The sequence below is a fragment of the Cyanobium gracile UHCC 0139 genome (assembly GCF_034931325.1).
Classification (GTDB): Bacteria; Cyanobacteriota; Cyanobacteriia; order PCC-6307; family Cyanobiaceae; genus Cyanobium; species Cyanobium gracile_B.
The window spans coordinates 58,837-74,400 of the sequence record NZ_JAYGHX010000012.1 but is presented as its reverse complement, the minus strand read 5'-3'; the positions used below and the strand labels follow the sequence as shown (position 1 = coordinate 74,400).

Here is a 15,564-nt window from a genome sequence, read left to right as displayed (position 1 = left end):
CGCCTGGGGTTGGCGCCGATGGCCTCGATGCCCGCCAGGTAGCGGGTCATCAGCCGGTCACGCACGGCGTAGCTGAGCGCCATGTAAAGGTCGTGCCGGCCCGCTTTCTGCACACGCCGCCCCAGGGAGTAGAGCAGGTGCTCGATCAGACCGTCGAGCAGATCCTGCGCCCTCAGGCCGTTGCGCTGGGGATCGCTGTAGGCGCCGACTTCGGGGAGACCCATCACGGTGGCCAGGGTGCTTGTCATGCTGGATGCTCACGGGCACACCCCGACCATCACCAGGGATGGTTAAGGCCCGGGGAACGCCGGAACCCTGCCGGCTTGGGAAGATGGAGGGGCCTGCCCAGTTCCCATTCCCGACCCTGCAGCCCAGCCCGGGGTGGCCCCCACGCCACTGTCCGCTCCCGGGGCGTCCTGCCCGCGGGAGGGCCCGGTGCTGATCTGCGGGCTCGGATCCCTCGGCCAGGCCTGCCTGCTGCGTCTGCTTCCCTTCGACGTGCCGTTGCGGTGTCTGGATCGCCGGCGACCGGACTGGCGTGATCCCCGCCTGGAGGAGCGCTTCGGGTCCAGCCTGGCGCTGGGGGACATGCGCCTGCCCCACGTGCTCTCCCAGGCTGGTGTGGGCACGGCCCGTGCGGTGCTGCTGCTGAGCAGCGAGAGCACGGTGAACGTGGAAGCGGCCCTGCAGGTGAGGTTGCTCAACCCCACAGCGGACCTGGTGGTGCGCTCCTCCGGCCAGCTGGCCAGCCTCGGGGCCCTGCTCGAGGAGCGGCTGCCCGGGGTGGCCGTGGTCGACCCCCTGCTGCTCACGGCCGGGGCCATCACCGAGGCCCTGCGGCCCGGCGACCAGGAGGCCTGCTTCCGGGTGGATGGCGAGTCCTATCTGGTGGTGGAGGGCAGCGACCCCGCCCGGCGGCAGCAGCGCGCCCTGCGCCACGACGGCGAGAATCCGGTCAGGTCCCTGCAGGTGGTGCCGATGGGGTCGCACCACCACCGCTCGGCGGAGGCGGTCCCCGCCACGACGGCCAGGGGCCGGTGGCTGGCCCTGCGCCGCGGCCTGGGGGCTCCGCTGCGCCTGTGGCGGCAGTGCAGCCGGCTCCAGCAGGCCGGCCTGCTCGTGATCCTGGTGCTGCTGACCCTGGGTCTGGCCCTGTTCTCCGCCGGGGGCGGCTGGAGGCAGGGGGTGTTCGTCACCCTGGCGCTGCTGCTGGGGGAGTACGTCGACCCGGTGAACGTCATGCTGCCCCCAGGGGATGGCATCGCTGCAGCGTCCCCCTGGCTGATCGGCGTCACCCTGCTGTACGCGCTGATCGGGACCCTGCTCACCTCCGCCCTGGTGGCGGTGATCCTGGAGCGCCTGTTGCGGGAGAGTTTCGGCCTGGGCCGTCCCGGACGCTTCCGCCGGGGGAGTCGCTGGATCCTGCTGGCGGAAGGGGAGGAGCTGGCCGAGCGGGTGGCCGGGAATCTGGTCAGGGATGGCCTGCAGGTGCTGCGGATCGATCCGCGACCCGGGCCGGTGCTGCAGCGGCCGGGGATGGTGGTCGTCCCGCGCTGGGAGGCGGCCCTCGCCGCGCTGCGGCCCTGCCGGCTGGAGGGGATCGGCCTGCTCTCGGTGGATCTGCTGGCCAATCTTCAGGAGACCTTCCAACTGCAGAAGGCCTGGCCTGAGGCCCGTTACGTGATCCTCTCCCATGCCGTTGAGGCGGCCGAACAACTCGGCGATCTGCTTGGCGGCATGGCGGTGATCTCCAGCATGGACCTGGTGGCCGATGCCGTGGTGGCCACGGCCTTCGGCGAACGGGTGGAGGAGATCTGCCGCATCGATGGGGCCAACCACTTGCTGGTGCGGTACCGGATCCAGCAGGGCGATGCACTGTGGGGGCTGAACCTCTCCCGGGTGGAGCAGGGCTACGGCGTCACCACCATCCATCTGCTGCGTCCAGGACGCCGTTCCCCCCTGGTGTTGCCCTCTCTCGATCTGGTCCTGGCGGCGGGGGATCAACTGGTGGTGCTGGCCACCCTGGCTCAGCTGCGGCGGGTCGAGCTGGGCTGCCCCGTGCCGCCCGGGTGGCGCCTGCGCCTGCAGGGTGCGCCCAGGGAAGAAGGCCGTTTCGAGGCCCTGCAGTCCCTGGCCAGGCATCTGGGCGGCGCGCCGGGGGCGATGGATCCCCTGCTCGATGGAAAGGAGCACCTCACCCCGGCCCTCGACCGCGAGCTGGCTGAACAGCTGGCGGAGGACCTGCGTCGCCAGGGCCTCCACTGCACGGTGGAAGCCGTTGCCGTGGCTGAAGCTGCAGCCAGCGAGGGCCTGCGGCCGTGAAGGATCCCGCTCCTGCCCCGGCCCTCTGGTTGCTTGACACCCTGCGGGCCCTCAGGGCCACCCTGAAGCGCATCGAGGTGGAGGAGGTCGCCTGCCTGGAGGCCATTCACCCCGACTACCGGGACAGTGCCCGCAACCTGCTGCATTTCATTGCCTTCCACCGCCATGCCCACCCCGGTCTGCCGAAGGCGCTGCGGCAACGGGGTCTGTGTTCCCTTGCCGATTGTGACGCCCACCTGCTGGCCAGTCTGGAGGCGGTGATCACCGCCCTGGAAGCGATCGAAGGTCTGGGCCCCTCGGCGGGGGGCCGGATCCAGCTGGGCGGTCCCGACGCGCTGGAGCAGCATTGCGACCGGTTGTTCGGCGCCTTGGCCGCCGCGGGGGTCGCCGGAATCATGGTCACGCTGCCGGCGGAGGCCGCCGAGCGCCCCGCTCTGGTGGCGGATCTGCTGGAGGCGGGGATGACCATCGCCCGCATCAATTGCGCCCATGACGACCCCGAGGTCTGGGGCCGGATGGTGGACGCGCTCAGCCAGGCCCGGGTGATCACGGGCCGTCCCTGTGCGATCGCCATGGACCTGGCGGGCCCGAAACTGCGCACCGGCCAGCTGGCCCCCCAGCCCGCGGTGATCCGCGCCCGTCCCCCCCGCGACCGGATGGGGCGGCCCACCCAGCCGGTGCGGATCCTGGTGGTGCCGCCTGGGGCCTTGCCCCGGCCGCAGGAGACGCAGGCCGTGCGGCTGCCGGCGCGACTGTCGAGGGCGAAGCGGCTGAAGCGGGGGAATCGCCTGCAGGGGCGGGATGCCTCCGGCCGCCGGCGCACCCTCCGGGTGGTTCGACGCGGCCCCGATGGGGTTCTGCTGCTGCAGGCCGAAAAGACTTGCCACTTCACGTCCGGCCTGGTGTTCCGCCAACGGCACGGCAAAGCCCGGCTGCGTATCGGCCCGCTGGCGCCGGTGAGCGGCGAACGGCTGCTGCGTCCGGGCGACGTCCTCCGCCTGACACCGGAGCCGGACCAGGGCGGCGCCACGCTCCCCTGCACCCTGCCGGAGGTCTTCGGCGATCTTGGCCTCGGCGAACGGGTGCTCTTCGACGATGGTCGTATCGGTGCCGTGATCCGTGGGGTGTCCTCCCAGGAGGTGGTGGTGGAGGTCACCACGGCGCAGGCCGGGGGCAGCCGGCTTCGCTCCGACAAGGGGATCAATGTCCCCGACAGTGAACTGCGCACGCCGGCCCTCACCGCCAAGGACATCGAGGACCTGGCGTTCGTGACGCAGCACGCCGACATGATCAGCTATTCCTTCGTGCACCGGGAGTCCGACATCCAGACCCTGCGCCACTGCCTGGAGGAGATGGACCGGGGCGATCTGGCGGTGGTGCTCAAGATCGAAACCCGCCAGGCCTTCCTGAACCTGCCCCGGCTGCTGCTTGCGGCCATGGCCCACGGCGCCCCGGTGGGCGTGATGATCGCCCGGGGCGATCTGGCGATCGAGTGCGGCTGGGAGGCCCTGGCGCCGATTCAGGAGGAGATCCTGCGGATCTGCGCGGCGGCGCATGTGCCCTGCATCTGGGCCACCGAGGTGCTCGACACCCTGGCCCAGCACGGCCATCCCACGCGCGCCGAAATCACCGATGCGGCGATGGGGGCCCGGGCCGATGCGGTGATGCTCAACAAGGGACCCAACATCACGACCACCGTGAAGGTGCTGGAGGGGATCATGGCCCGCAGCGCCAGTGACCGCAGCGATCGCAACCTGCCCCTGCCCACCTGCCTGGCGTTCCGGAGCAACTGTGAACCCGACGACCAGCTGCCGTGATCGCTGTCACAGCGCAGACGGCAGGATCAGTCCGTGGATTCGTCGAAGAGGGAACTGCGGGTGAATTTGAGCCCTTTCCAGATCTTCTTGATTTTCGCGTAGGCCTCGTCCTGGGTCATCTTGCCGTTGGCCTGCAGGCCGACGATCAAGCCGACCTGGTCGGCGAAGGACTCCAGGTTCTGGTGGAACATCAGCCGCTCCGGGCTCCAGTCGCTGCCCCGGTAGCTGCTATGGGCCTCCATGGGAGATTTGACATCCCTTTCAGGCCGGCCGAGTTCGGGATGGAGCGGTCCCGTGGAGGGCTGATTTGTCAATGTCACTCTTCAATCGGTTTGAAATCTTAGCCAGACCGTGTTAAGGCTCCGTAAAGCTCCCTCCACCGCCCCAGACCCTGCGTCGGCGCATCGCCGCACGTCAGGCCTTCCCCCGGACAATTGCGGTTGAATCATGGCAACAACCGGGACGTCAGTCGTGCGACTTACCCCAGGGGCGCTGAATTCCCAGCGCCTGGAGCAGCGTCCGGCGGGCCTTCCTACCCATCTTTACGTCCATGGCGGGCTCGGACCCACCCGGGCCGATGCGGTGCTGTTTCTGGATTCCGGGCCAGTGCGGACCCCCTCCCCCGCCATCGAGCTGCTGGCCAGCCTGCGCCAGGCCGGCACTCCCCTGTGGCTGCGCCTGCAGGGGCTTGGGGATCGCCGCTACATCCAGCAGCTCCTGGATCGCCTGGAGGTGCCGGCGGTCGTGCTGGCCCCCCTGCTCGAAGTCCCCCAGCGGCCCCAGGTCAACGGACTGGAGGATGTGCTGCTGGTGGTGCTGCACCGGCTCAGTTTCGCCAAGGATCCGGCCCATCTGGTCAGCGAGCAGGTGGGCCTGGTCCTGCTGCCCGGCTTGCTGATCACCCTGGAGGAAGGCTGCGGTGGGGATCCCTTCCCGGATCTCACCGAGTGGCTGCTGTCCAAGTCGGGATCGCTGGCCGACAGGGATCTGGATGACATCCTGCACTTTGTCATTGATGACCTGCTCGACGACCTCTTCCCCATGCTGGAGGCCATGTCCCAGCGGCTGGATGCCCTGGAGGAATCCTCCCTGCGGAATCCCCGGCCGTTGATCCTGCGCCGCTCCTACGAATTCCGCAGCAATCTGCGGATCATCCGCACCTTGATCTGGCCCCTGCGCCACCAGATCCGTCTGCTGCTGCGCCAGCGGCAACGACTGCTGGGCACCGAGGCGCTGGAAGGCTTCCGGGACATGGCCGAACTCGTCGACCAGCTGTTCGAGGCCTGCGGGTCGCTGCGGAATCAGTGCGATGCCATCACCCAGTCCTATGCGGCCAGCGTGGGCAACCGGATGAACCAGGTGATGAAGACCCTCACCATCCTCACCAGCATCTTTGCGCCGCTCACGTTCATCGTCGGCATCTACGGCATGAACTTCGAGTACATGCCCGAGCTGAAGTGGCGCCATGGTTACGCCCTCGTCATGCTGCTGATGCTGCTGATCGCCACGCTCCAGGCCTGGTGGCTGTGGCGGCGGGGCTGGTTCCAGGACTGGACGGGGCAGGGCTGACGGCCTGGGACCCATCCGCCGCCCAAGGCACTCCCGCGGTCCCAGCCACAATCTCCCCTTAACCCAACCCCCGGTCTTCGTGGTGCAGGATCGGCCCAGCGCCTCCCCTTCGCTGGTCAAGACCCATGGTCCTGAAGCTGTCCGCGACAGTTCCGACGCCGTGCCCGGGGGCGAAGCGCCACCGGGTCGGAGCTGGGTTGGGTCTTTTGATCGGGGTCTGGCTGGGGCCCTCCCTGGTGGCGCAGCGGGCCCAGGCCCAGAGCGCCCCGGCGCCGGTGGTGCGGATCGAGGGGTCGAGCACCGTCTTCCCCATCATGGAGGCGGCCGCCAGGGCCTTCCAGGAGCGGCCGGGTGGTCCGCCGGTCTCCATCGCCCTGAAGGAGACGGGCAGCTCCGGCGGCCTGCGCAGCTTCTGCCGAGGTGAGATCCCGATCAGCAATTCCTCCCGCCCGATCAATTCCAAGGAACTGAAGGCCTGCGCCGCCAGGGGTGTCCGCTTCATCGAACTGCCGCTGGCCTTCGATGCCATCTCCGTGGTGGTCAACCCCCGCAACACCTGGGCCAGCCGCATCAGTACGGCCCAGCTCTCCACCCTCTGGAACCGCAAGGCTCAGGGACGTATCCAGCGTTGGAAACAGGTCAATCCCGCCTGGCCGGATCGGCCGATCAGCCTTTGCGGCCCCGGCAAGGATTCTGGCACCTTTGACTACTTCAACAAAGCCATCAACGGAGATTCGGGTAACTCCCGTAGCGATTACACCGGCAGTGAAGATGATAACGTTCTGGTACGTTGTGTTGAGAAAAATCCGCTTGCCCTCGGTTACTTTGGTTTCTCCTACTACCGCAGCCAGGGCGGCAAGCTGAAAGCCCTTGAAATTGCCGGTCCGAGGGGCGCCTGGCTGCCCTCGGTGAACAATGTCCAGCGGGAGCGCTACCAGCCCCTCTCCCGTCCGCTGTTTGTCTACGTGAACGACAAGGACCTGCGGGAGAGGCCGGACGTACGCCGGTTCATCACGTTCGCCGTTCAGAGGGGTCTGCGCTTCACCGAGCAGGCCGGCGCCATTCCCCTGCCTCCCGATACCTACCGTATTGTTGAGTCCAAGCTCTATCGGCATCTGCTGGGCACCTCCTTCGGCGGCGATCTGCCCATCGGACTCACCATCAGCCAGGCCATCCGCCGCAGCTTCGAGGAGATCCGCTCGAAGACACCCCGTTGAGGCCCTTGGCCCTTTCCATGGCCAGCCCGCACGACGACCATCCCTTCAGCAACGGAGCCTTCGCCGTTGATCTGATCGGCCGCCATACCCACAAGCTGGTGTCCCTCCAGGGACCCGTTCTGGCCGACCGGGACCCCGAACCCCTGCATCAGATGCGGGTGTCCCTGCGTCGTCTGCGCACCTGTCTGCAGCAGTTCGCCCCCGCCCTGCGGCTGCCCCGGGCCGTCGGCGATCCCCGGCTCGCCAAGACGGTGCGTCGGCTCGGCATGGCGCGGGATCTGGATGTGCTGCGCCAGCGGCTGGAGCAGGACCTCATGGGCGAGCTGCCTGAGGCGGAGCGCAAGGCCCTGCGGCCGGTGCTGAAGCAGTTGCGGCGCGAGCGGGCCCTGGCCTACGAGCAGCTGGTCACGGCCCTGCGCAGCGGCGGCTATCTGAAGCTGCTCTCCCAGCTGCAGGGCTGGCTCAGGGAGCCCGATCTCACCCCGCTGGGGGCCCTTCCCCTGCGCTCCTGGACCCAGGAGTGGCAGGCCCCGATGGTGGCCGGCCTGTTCCAGCACCCCGGCTGGTTCATCGCGGATCGTCACGGCGACATGGAGCTCGTCCACGACCTGCGCAAGCGACTGAAGACGGCGCGCTATGGCCTGGAGAACCTCGGTGCCGTTACCGGCTCCCGCTGCCGGCAGTGGATGGCCGAGTTGCGGGACCTGCAGGAGCTGCTCGGCGAACTCAACGATCTCCATGTCCTGGAGAAGGCGATCGATGACCAGCTGCCAGCGGGGCTGGTGCGCAGCGTGCCCGTGCTGGAGGCCCTGCTGCGCCGCCGCGCCCAGACCTGCTGGGAACACTGGCGTCAGCGGGCCGATGGCCTGATCCTCCCCGAGCGGCGCCGCAGCCTGGCGATGGCGTTGCTCGAACGTCGCTGCGAGGGTCTGCCGAAACCGGGCCTGGTGGCCCCATCCGCCTTACCGAGCTCTTAACCAAAGCACTACCAGCCCTTTGCCCATCTACCGAGTGTCGCTGCATACAGTTCGCTGCATCCGATGCGCTTTCCCCGATGGTATTCACGCCCTCCCGTGAATCCGGCAGCAAGGATGGATTCCGCGAGCTTCTCGAAGCGAACTACCAGAAACGCAGTCTGGTTCATGTCAGCGCCGGGAGTCACGTCCCCCTGCTGAAGAACAACGTCTGGCTTGTGGTTCGCGGCATGGTCAAGCTGAGTGCCATCACCATCCACGGCGACGAGATGCTGCTCGGTCTGGCCGGCCCCAACGAGCCCTTCGGTGATCCCCTCAACGGTGTCGAGGCCTACGCCGCCACCACCCTGTCCGACACGGACCTGCTCTGCCTCAGCTGCAGCGAGATCCGCCAGGACGGCACCCTGGCCGTGGCCATGCTGGAAGCCCTGGGCCAGCGCATCCAGCAGAGCCAGGCCCTGCTGGCCCTGATGGGTCTGAAACGTGTCGACGAACGGGTGCGCGGCTTCCTCGAACTTCTCGCCAGTGAGTACGGCCAGCCCTGTGAATCGGGTCTGCGCCTCAACCTGCGCCTGACCCATCAGGAGGTGGCCAGCGCCCTGGCCACCACCCGTGTCACGGTCACCCGCGTGATCGGCGCCCTCCGCGACGAGGGCTGGCTGCAGCTCGACAGCCAGCGGCGTCTGGTGGTCAGCTATCTGCCACGGCGTTGAGACAGTTCTGGGATCTCCCCGTCGCCGACAGCGATAATGCCGGCATGCATCCCCCGCTTCTGGTCGTCGAGGACGACGACACGATCCGCGAAACCATCCGCGACGTTCTGGTGCTGGAGGGCTTTTCCGTCACCGCTTGCGGCAACGGCAAGGAGGCCCTGCGCACCCTGCAGGAATGCCCACCGGGTGAGGAGTTCTCCCTCGTCGTTCTCGATCTGATGCTGCCCGGGCTGGGGGGACTTGACCTCTGCCGGCAGCTGCGCTCTGCCGGCAACCAGACCCCCATCCTGGTGGTCAGTGCCCGCGACAGCGAGACCGACCGGGTGCTGGGGCTGGAGGTGGGGGCCGACGACTATCTGATCAAGCCCTTCGGTCTGCGGGAGCTGGTGGCCCGCTGCCGTGCCCTGCTGCGCCGCAGCCGCTCGGTGGAGGTGGCCGCCAAGGTGCTTCAGCACGCCAACCTCAGCCTGTTCCCCGAGGAGTGCCGCGTCACCCGCGATGGCCTGGAGGTCAACCTCTCGCCGAAGGAGTACCGGCTGCTGGAGCTGTTCATGCAGCATCCCCGCCGCGTCTGGAGCCGCGACAAGCTGCTCGAGCGGGTCTGGGGCTACGACTACTTCGGCGACAGCAAGACGGTCGACGTCCACATCCGCTGGCTGAGGGAGAAGCTGGAGGCCAACCCTTCGGCCCCCGAGCACCTGATCACCGTCCGGGGCTTCGGCTACCGCTTCGGCTGAATGGGGGTTCTGCTGGCGGGGCTGCTGGGTCTCGCCCTGGGTTGGCTGCTGGCGCGTCGTACCGGTCGGCCCGGCCGATCCCTCTCCGGGCTGTCCCTTCGGCAGTTGCTGCGCTGGATCGGAGAGGCCCCCGATGGCTGGCTGATTCTCGACAGCGGCGATCGCATCCAGCTGATCAACCAGCGGGCCGAACGGCTGCTGGAGGCCCCTGGAGCGGGGATGCGGCGCCAGGAACCCCTCGACCGGGTCTGCCGGTCGCCCGAGCTGCTGGAGGTGATCCGCAACGCCCGCCGGCGGGAGCGGCCCCAGCGTCTCGACTGGGAGCTCGGGGAGCAGCAGCTGGCCGTGTTCGTCCTGCCCGGGGACGACGGCTGGGTGGCCGTGCTGCTCCAGAGTCGTCGTTCGCTCGAAGCCCAGCTGGAGCAGCAGGAGCGCTGGGTGAGCGATGTGGCCCACGAACTCAAGACACCCCTCACGGCGCTGTTGCTGGTGGGTGACAGCCTGGCCGCCCACGTCAACGACGCCAATGCCGTTCTGGTGGAACGGCTGCAGCGGGAGTTGCTGCGGCTGCAGCGGCTCGTCGGCGACCTGATGGAGCTCTCCCGGCTGGAGAACACCCTGCCCGAGGGGGTGCGCCGCCGCGGCCGCGTCGACCTGCCCCAGCTGGTGCAGCAGGTCTGGCTCGGCCTGCGGCCCCTGGCCGAGCGGCGTTCCATCCGCCTGGAGTTCACCGCCCAGGGGGACCTGGCGGTGCTGGGGGATGGCTCGCGGCTGCATCGAGCCGTGCTCAACCTGCTGGACAATGCCCTGCGCTACAGCCCCGAGGGAGGGACCGTGTGGGTGGAGATCGAAGCGACGGTGGGCTGGTGTCTGCTGACGGTGCGCGACGAGGGCCCCGGCCTCAGCGAGGACGACCTCGAGCACATGTTCGAGCGCTTCTACCGCGGCGATCCCTCCCGGGTACGCAGCGACCGGGGCGGCAGCGGACTGGGTCTGGCGATCGTCCAGCAGATCGCCGTCACCCATGGCGGCCGCATCCAGGCCTCCAACCATCCCCGGGGCGGGGCGGTGTTGGAGCTGTTCCTGCCTGTGGTGGCCTGAGATGGGGAGGACATCTCCCGGTGCGGCGGCGCGGATGGCGGCGGTGGCCGATCCGGTGATCCCCCAGGTGGGGGCCCTGATGCGCCAGCGCCCGGACGCCCTCTCCCTGGCCCAGGGCATGGTCAGTTGGGCGCCGCCGCAGGCGGTGTGCCAGGCCGTCGGCCGGGCCATGGTGGAAGCCGACCGGCGGCTCGACCGCTACGGGCCGGTGCAGGGCGAGGAGGCTCTGCTGGAGGCGGTCCGGCGGGAGCTCACCGAGGTGCGGGGGCTGGATCTGGAGGGCAGCGACCTGCTGGTGACCGCCGGCAGCAACATGGCCTTCCACGCCATCGCCCAGGTGCTCTGCGACCCGGGCGACGAGGTGTTGCTGCCCCTGCCCTTCTATTTCAATCACGCCATGGCGATCCGCCTGGCCGGGGGCGTGCCCGTGCCGGTGGCGGCGGGGCTGGTGCCCGATCCCGAGCGGCTGGCGGCGGCGATCACCCCCCGCACCCGCGCCATCGTGACGATCTCCCCCAGCAATCCCAGTGGCCTGGTGACGCCCCCGGAGGTGCTGGCGGCCATCAACGGCCTCTGCCACCGCCACGGCCTGCTGCACGTGAGCGACGAGGCCTATGCCGATTTCATCCATGGGGCGGTCCCCCATCGAGGCCCGGGCCGGCTGCCGGGCAGCGGGGGGCACACCGTGTCCCTGTTCTCCCTCTCCAAGGCCTACGGCATGGCCGGTTGGCGGGTGGGCTACGCGGCGGTGCCCCGCCAACTGATGGGGGCCCTGGCCAAGGTCCAGGACACGGTGCTGATCTGTCCGCCCCTGGTGAGCCAGCGGGCGGCGCTGGCGGCCCTGGAGGCCGGTCCGGCCTGGTGCCGGCCCCATATCGCCACCCTGGGCCAGCGGCGCCGGCAGCTGATCGACGCGGTGGCGGCGGCCCGGACCGGCGGCCAGACGCTGGAGCTGCTGGGCCCCCCCGACGGCGCCTTCTATGGCCTGCTGCGGTTTCCCAGCGGCCTGGGGGGCGAGCCGCTGATGCGCCATCTGGTGCTGGGTCACGGAGTGGCCGCCCTTCCGGGTGACAGCTTCGGTCTGCCGCGGGCGGGAGGCCAGGCCCTGCTGCGGCTCAGCTACGGCATGCTCGACGCCAGCGCTTTGGCGGAGGCCCTGGGGCGCCTGTTCAGGGCGCTGGCGGTGCTGCAGGCCGCAGGCGAGTGATCCGTCTCAAGGTTTGATTCCTGTGGCACGGCTGTCCCCGGCGGCACGGCTCTCTGCGGCGGCCGCCACCATCCAGAACGTGCTCCCGTCCGGCCACAGCAGCAGCACCTTTCCGCCTGCCAGCACGGCGAGGGGATCGCTGAACGCCATCCCAGCGCCGCGGGCCTTGGCGAGCGGCAGTCGCCGCCATTCCATCACGTCCGGAGCGGCGGCGATCCCGGAGGGCACCTCCCGGGATGGCGCCGCCTGCTCCCACAGGGCCGCAAGGGCGGTGGCCTCGGCCGCCTCAAGGGGCCTGGCCTGCAGGGCCAGGGCCAGCATCCGGCTGGTCACCACCAGCTCCGCGCCTGTCCTGCCGCCGGCACGATCATCAGCGGCTGCCGGCGGTGCCGGGGTGGCCGCCGCCGCCCTTCCCCGTTTCCGGGCCGTGGCCGCATCGCCGCCGCGGAGGCCGGCGGCCCCGCGGCGCTGTCGGGCCGGCAGATCCGTCGGCGGTGGCGGCGGCAGGGCGCTGAGCGGCGGCAGGGGCAGGGCCATCAGGGCCGGCTCCCGCGCCTGCTGGCGGCTGAACCGCAGCAGTTCGGGGGTGTCATCCGGCGGTGAGGCCGCCACGGTGGGTGCTGTCCTGGCGGGCGGACGCAGGGCCATCGCGACCACCAGCCCGTTCAGGGCCAGGGCCCCGAGCAGCGGCAGCCCCAGATGGCGCCAGCGCAGCAGGCTGACGTTCATGGCAGCTGGAGCTCCAGGGGCAGGTCGGAACGGCCCAGGCGCTCCATCAGCCGCTGCACCGATCCCCAGGGGACATCGGCATCGGGGATCAGACGCACGGTGGGCCGACCCCGGCTGGCCTCGAGACCCTGGAGCACGGCGGCCAGCTGAGCGGACGGGACCGGCTGGTTCCAGAGCCGCAGCCGTCCGTCGGCGCCCAGGTGCAGGCTGACGATCCCCTGGCTCGCCGGACGCTGGGCCAGCCGCTGCGGAACCAGGACCAGCGCCAGGGACAGCAGCGCCAGTGCGGTGGCCATCGCCCCGAGGGCCACCGCGTCCAGGGCGGCCCCCCAGCGAGGCGTGCGGCCGGCGTCGGCGTTCATGGCCCCGCCTCCGGCAGGGCCAGCCCCACCGGCTGGGGGCTGATCGCCCGCAGGTGGGCCAGGGAGCGGGCCACCTCCCCCAGGGGCAGGCGGGCGGACGGCAGGAAACGGATCTCGCTGCCGGCCGGCTGGGAGCCCAGCAGGCCGGGAAGTCGGCCGCGGGAGACGGGTTCTCCGTTGACGAACCAGCGGTTCCCGGGCGCCTGCACGATCCAGACGGCGCCCGTGAGGGATGGCCCCCCCGGGGGCCGCAGCCGCGGCTGGCGCTGCCGGGCCAGGTCGGCCAGCGCCGCCACCGACCCGCACAACAGCAGGGTCAGCCCCACGAGGGCGGCCAGGGCGTGGTTCATGCCGGCGGGGCCCAGGTACGGCCGAGCTGCTGCAGCCGCAGGCACTGGCTGTGCCGCAGCCACTGGTTGGCGAACAGGCCGGTGCTGGCGATCAGGCTCAGGATCAGGCCCAGGGCCGTGCTCAGCAGCACCTGGCCGAACCCGGCCAGGTTGGCCCCGGCCGGCAGCAGCAGCTGGGGGCCGAGGCTGGCGAGCACCTGCATCAGACCGAGAACGGTACCCACCAGCCCCAGCAGCGGCGCCAGCACGACGGCGGCCTGCAGCAGCGGCTCGCCGAACCGCATCTCCAGCTCCCAGTCCTCCAGCAGGCGTCCGGCGGCCGACCCGCCCTGGTCGGCCAGCACCCGTTCCCACTGCTGGCGCCGGGAGCCCCGGCCGCGCCACCAGCCCCACCAGTAGCGGCCCCGGTCGATCACCACCGTCACCACGGCGATGGAAAGGAGCAGCAGCAACAGGGCGATGGGTCCATGGATCCCGGGGACCGGTGTCTTCACCCCTGGCGCGATTGCATCCGACGGGGGCGATCGTATGGGCCGACGTCGCCCGGACGACGTGCCCCAGCTGCTTGACAGTCCCCAGGGATCGGGCGCTGACTAAGGTGCCCATGGACCGGATCCAGAGGGAGCACCATGAGCCCCATCCATGCCGATAACAGCCTCAGCATCGGGCAGACCCCGCTGGTGGAGCTGCATCGCGTCACGGAGGGATGCGGCGCCCGGGTGCTCGCCAAGATCGAGGGCCGCAATCCGGCCTACTCCGTCAAGTGCCGCATCGGCGCGGCGATGATCTGGCAGGCCGAGCGGGATGGGCTGCTGGGGCCAGGCAAGGAACTGATCGAGCCCACCAGCGGCAACACCGGCATCGCCCTGGCGTTCGTGGCCGCCTCCCGGGGCATCCCCCTCACCCTCACGATGCCGGAAACGATGAGCCTGGAGCGGCGTAAGCTGCTTACGGCCTATGGCGCCCATCTGCTGCTCACCGAAGGCCGCCTGGGCATGGGGGGGGCCATCGCCGCCGCCCGGGAGCTGGCGGAGTCCGAGCCGGACCGCTGGGTGATGCTGCAGCAGTTCGTCAACCCGGCCAACCCCCGCATCCACCACGACACCACCGGCCCCGAGATCTGGACGGACACCGGCGGTGTGGTCGATGCCCTCGTCTGTGGCGTCGGCACCGGCGGCACCATCACCGGCGTCAGCCGCTACATCAAGACCACCCTCGGCCAGCCGTTGGTGTCGGTGGCGGTGGAGCCGTTGAACAGCCCCGTCATCCGCCAGACCATCGCCGGTGAGGATCTCCGGCCCGGTCCCCACAAGATCCAGGGCATCGGCGCCGGGTTCGTTCCCGCCAACCTCGACCTCAGCCTGGTCGACCGGGTCGAGGCCGTCAGCGACGAGGAGGCGGTGACCATGGCCCGCCGCCTGATGAAGGAGGAAGGAATCCTGGCCGGCATCTCCTGCGGCGCCGCCACGGTGGCCGCCCTGCGGCTCGCCAGGGAGAAGGCCTTCGAGGGCCGCACGATCGTGGTGGTGCTGCCCGACTCCGGCGAGCGCTACCTCAGTTCGGTGCTGTTCGAAGGGGTGTTCAACGAACGGGGCCTGGCGGCCGTCTGACCCCACCGACCGCTCGAGCACCGCGAGGCCACCTCCCATGAGTTACCTGCGTCAGATCATGCAGCGGCTCCATGACCGCTCCACCGCTCCGGCCCCGGTCGACCGCTCCGGGGACCCTGCCGTGCTGGAGGAGCATCTGACGCTCTACGCCGCCCGGCTCGAGGGCTGCACTGACGCCATGCTCCACTACGAGGCCGCCTGGCTGGAGCAGCACATCGAGACCCTCGAACTCTGCGCCCGGCAACCGACCATGCTCGCCAGCGCCGGGGGGGCCGAACGGGTCGATCGGCTGCTGCAGGAGAGCCTGCGGTTCCGCCGGCTGCTGGAGAGCGCCCGGGCGGCCCGGGGGCTGACGGGGGAGGGGGTGCGGGCCGCCGTGGTGGCCAGTGAACATGCCTGGGAACTCTCCGACCCGGCCCTCCGCCGGGCCTGGGGCTTCCCCAGCCACCCCCCGGCCGGCACCGGACCCTGAGGCCCCCTTGTCCTGGCTCGCGAACGCTGTTCGCTGCGATACACACCGCCGCTTCAGGTTCCCCAAGGATTTCCTGATCGTCCTCCTGCGGCACCATGGCGAGCTTCACGATCAGCCTGGAAGGAGGGAAGTCCTTCAGCTGCCCCGACGACACCTACATCCTCGACGCGGCCGAGGAGCAGGGCATTGATCTGCCCTACTCCTGCCGCGCCGGGGCCTGCAGCACCTGTGCTGGCAAGATCCTCTCCGGCAGCGTCGACCAGTCCGACCAGAGCTTCCTCGACGATGACCAGATCGGCGAAGGCTTCGCCCTGCTCTGCGTCAGCTACCCCCTCGCGGACTGCACCATCCGGCCTGGGGTGGAAGAGGAGCTCTGATCGCCCC

The 15,564-nt window shown here is 70.0% G+C and carries 18 protein-coding genes; 12 read left to right on the top strand and 6 right to left on the bottom strand.

Features of this window, described 5'->3' with window-relative positions:
- On the bottom strand, positions 1-248 hold a 248-nt coding region (locus VB738_RS15025), incomplete at its 3' end, for a hypothetical protein (protein WP_323306518.1).
- 133 nt (positions 249-381) lie between these two features.
- On the opposite strand from VB738_RS15025, the gene VB738_RS15020 reads away from it, so the two are divergent.
- Positions 382-2,322 carry an NAD-binding protein gene (locus tag VB738_RS15020; protein ID WP_323306517.1) on the top strand — a complete coding sequence of 647 codons (1,941 nt, stop codon included), beginning with the start codon at positions 382-384 and terminating at the stop codon, positions 2,320-2,322.
- Positions 2,319-4,139 carry a pyruvate kinase gene (locus VB738_RS15015; protein ID WP_323306516.1) on the top strand — a complete coding sequence of 607 codons (1,821 nt, stop codon included), beginning with the start codon at positions 2,319-2,321 and terminating at the stop codon, positions 4,137-4,139. Before VB738_RS15020 ends, VB738_RS15015 begins: the two co-directional genes overlap by 4 nt.
- Before the next feature lie 26 nt (positions 4,140-4,165).
- Here VB738_RS15015 and VB738_RS15010 read toward each other — a convergent pair whose 3' ends face one another.
- A complete protein-coding gene (locus VB738_RS15010; protein ID WP_323306515.1) occupies positions 4,166-4,381 on the bottom strand; it encodes a hypothetical protein in 216 nt (71 codons plus the stop codon).
- Positions 4,382-4,610: 229 nt separating this feature from the next.
- Here VB738_RS15010 and corA point away from each other — a divergent pair, with 229 nt between their 5' ends.
- The 7 genes from corA to VB738_RS14975 all read left to right on the top strand — a co-directional run bounded on the left by corA (position 4,611) and on the right by VB738_RS14975 (position 11,657).
- Positions 4,611-5,708, top strand: a complete 1,098-nt coding sequence (gene corA / locus VB738_RS15005) for a magnesium/cobalt transporter CorA (protein ID WP_323306514.1) — start codon at positions 4,611-4,613, stop codon at positions 5,706-5,708.
- A gap of 197 nt (positions 5,709-5,905) precedes the next feature.
- Positions 5,906-6,925, top strand: coding sequence for a PstS family phosphate ABC transporter substrate-binding protein (locus VB738_RS15000; RefSeq protein WP_323306513.1), 1,020 nt, complete (start codon positions 5,906-5,908; stop codon positions 6,923-6,925).
- Between the two features lie 17 nt (positions 6,926-6,942).
- A complete protein-coding gene (locus VB738_RS14995; RefSeq protein WP_323306512.1) occupies positions 6,943-7,902 on the top strand; it encodes a CHAD domain-containing protein in 960 nt (319 codons plus the stop codon).
- 77 nt (positions 7,903-7,979) lie between these two features.
- Positions 7,980-8,612 carry a Crp/Fnr family transcriptional regulator gene (locus VB738_RS14990; RefSeq protein WP_323306511.1) on the top strand — a complete coding sequence of 211 codons (633 nt, stop codon included), beginning with the start codon at positions 7,980-7,982 and terminating at the stop codon, positions 8,610-8,612.
- A 44-nt stretch (positions 8,613-8,656) separates the two neighbouring features.
- Positions 8,657-9,349 carry a response regulator transcription factor gene (locus tag VB738_RS14985; RefSeq protein ID WP_323306510.1) on the top strand — a complete coding sequence of 231 codons (693 nt, stop codon included), beginning with the start codon at positions 8,657-8,659 and terminating at the stop codon, positions 9,347-9,349.
- A complete protein-coding gene (locus tag VB738_RS14980) occupies positions 9,350-10,450 on the top strand; it encodes a PAS domain-containing sensor histidine kinase (RefSeq protein ID WP_323306509.1) in 1,101 nt (366 codons plus the stop codon).
- A gap of 1 nt (position 10,451) precedes the next feature.
- Positions 10,452-11,657, top strand: coding sequence for an aminotransferase class I/II-fold pyridoxal phosphate-dependent enzyme (locus tag VB738_RS14975; protein WP_323306508.1), 1,206 nt, complete (start codon positions 10,452-10,454; stop codon positions 11,655-11,657).
- A 6-nt stretch (positions 11,658-11,663) separates the two neighbouring features.
- Here the strand turns inward: VB738_RS14975 and VB738_RS14970 are convergent, their stop codons facing one another.
- The 4 genes from VB738_RS14970 to VB738_RS14955 are packed head-to-tail and all read right to left on the bottom strand — an operon-like array spanning position 11,664 to position 13,592.
- Positions 11,664-12,386 carry a hypothetical protein gene (locus VB738_RS14970; protein ID WP_323306507.1) on the bottom strand — a complete coding sequence of 241 codons (723 nt, stop codon included), beginning with the start codon at positions 12,384-12,386 and terminating at the stop codon, positions 11,664-11,666.
- Positions 12,383-12,748, bottom strand: coding sequence for a hypothetical protein (locus VB738_RS14965; protein ID WP_323306506.1), 366 nt, complete (start codon positions 12,746-12,748; stop codon positions 12,383-12,385). Before VB738_RS14965 ends, VB738_RS14970 begins: the two co-directional genes overlap by 4 nt.
- Complete coding sequence (locus VB738_RS14960; RefSeq protein ID WP_323306505.1) at positions 12,745-13,098, bottom strand: hypothetical protein; 354 nt, start codon at positions 13,096-13,098, stop codon at positions 12,745-12,747. Before VB738_RS14960 ends, VB738_RS14965 begins: the two co-directional genes overlap by 4 nt.
- Positions 13,095-13,592 (bottom strand): MotA/TolQ/ExbB proton channel family protein, encoded by a 498-nt coding sequence (locus VB738_RS14955; protein ID WP_323306504.1) that lies wholly within the window; start codon positions 13,590-13,592, stop codon positions 13,095-13,097. Before VB738_RS14955 ends, VB738_RS14960 begins: the two co-directional genes overlap by 4 nt.
- A 135-nt stretch (positions 13,593-13,727) precedes the next feature.
- Here VB738_RS14955 and cysK point away from each other — a divergent pair, with 135 nt between their 5' ends.
- The 3 genes from cysK to VB738_RS14940 all read left to right on the top strand — a co-directional run bounded on the left by cysK (position 13,728) and on the right by VB738_RS14940 (position 15,557).
- Entirely contained in the window at positions 13,728-14,708 is a 981-nt protein-coding gene (gene cysK, locus VB738_RS14950) for a cysteine synthase A (protein ID WP_323306503.1), read from the top strand.
- A 37-nt stretch (positions 14,709-14,745) separates the two neighbouring features.
- A complete protein-coding gene (locus VB738_RS14945; RefSeq protein ID WP_323306502.1) occupies positions 14,746-15,180 on the top strand; it encodes a hypothetical protein in 435 nt (144 codons plus the stop codon).
- A 95-nt stretch (positions 15,181-15,275) separates the two neighbouring features.
- On the top strand, positions 15,276-15,557 hold the full coding sequence (locus VB738_RS14940) for a 2Fe-2S iron-sulfur cluster-binding protein (protein WP_323306501.1): 282 nt from the start codon (positions 15,276-15,278) through the stop codon (positions 15,555-15,557).
- Positions 15,558-15,564 lie beyond the last annotated feature (7 nt).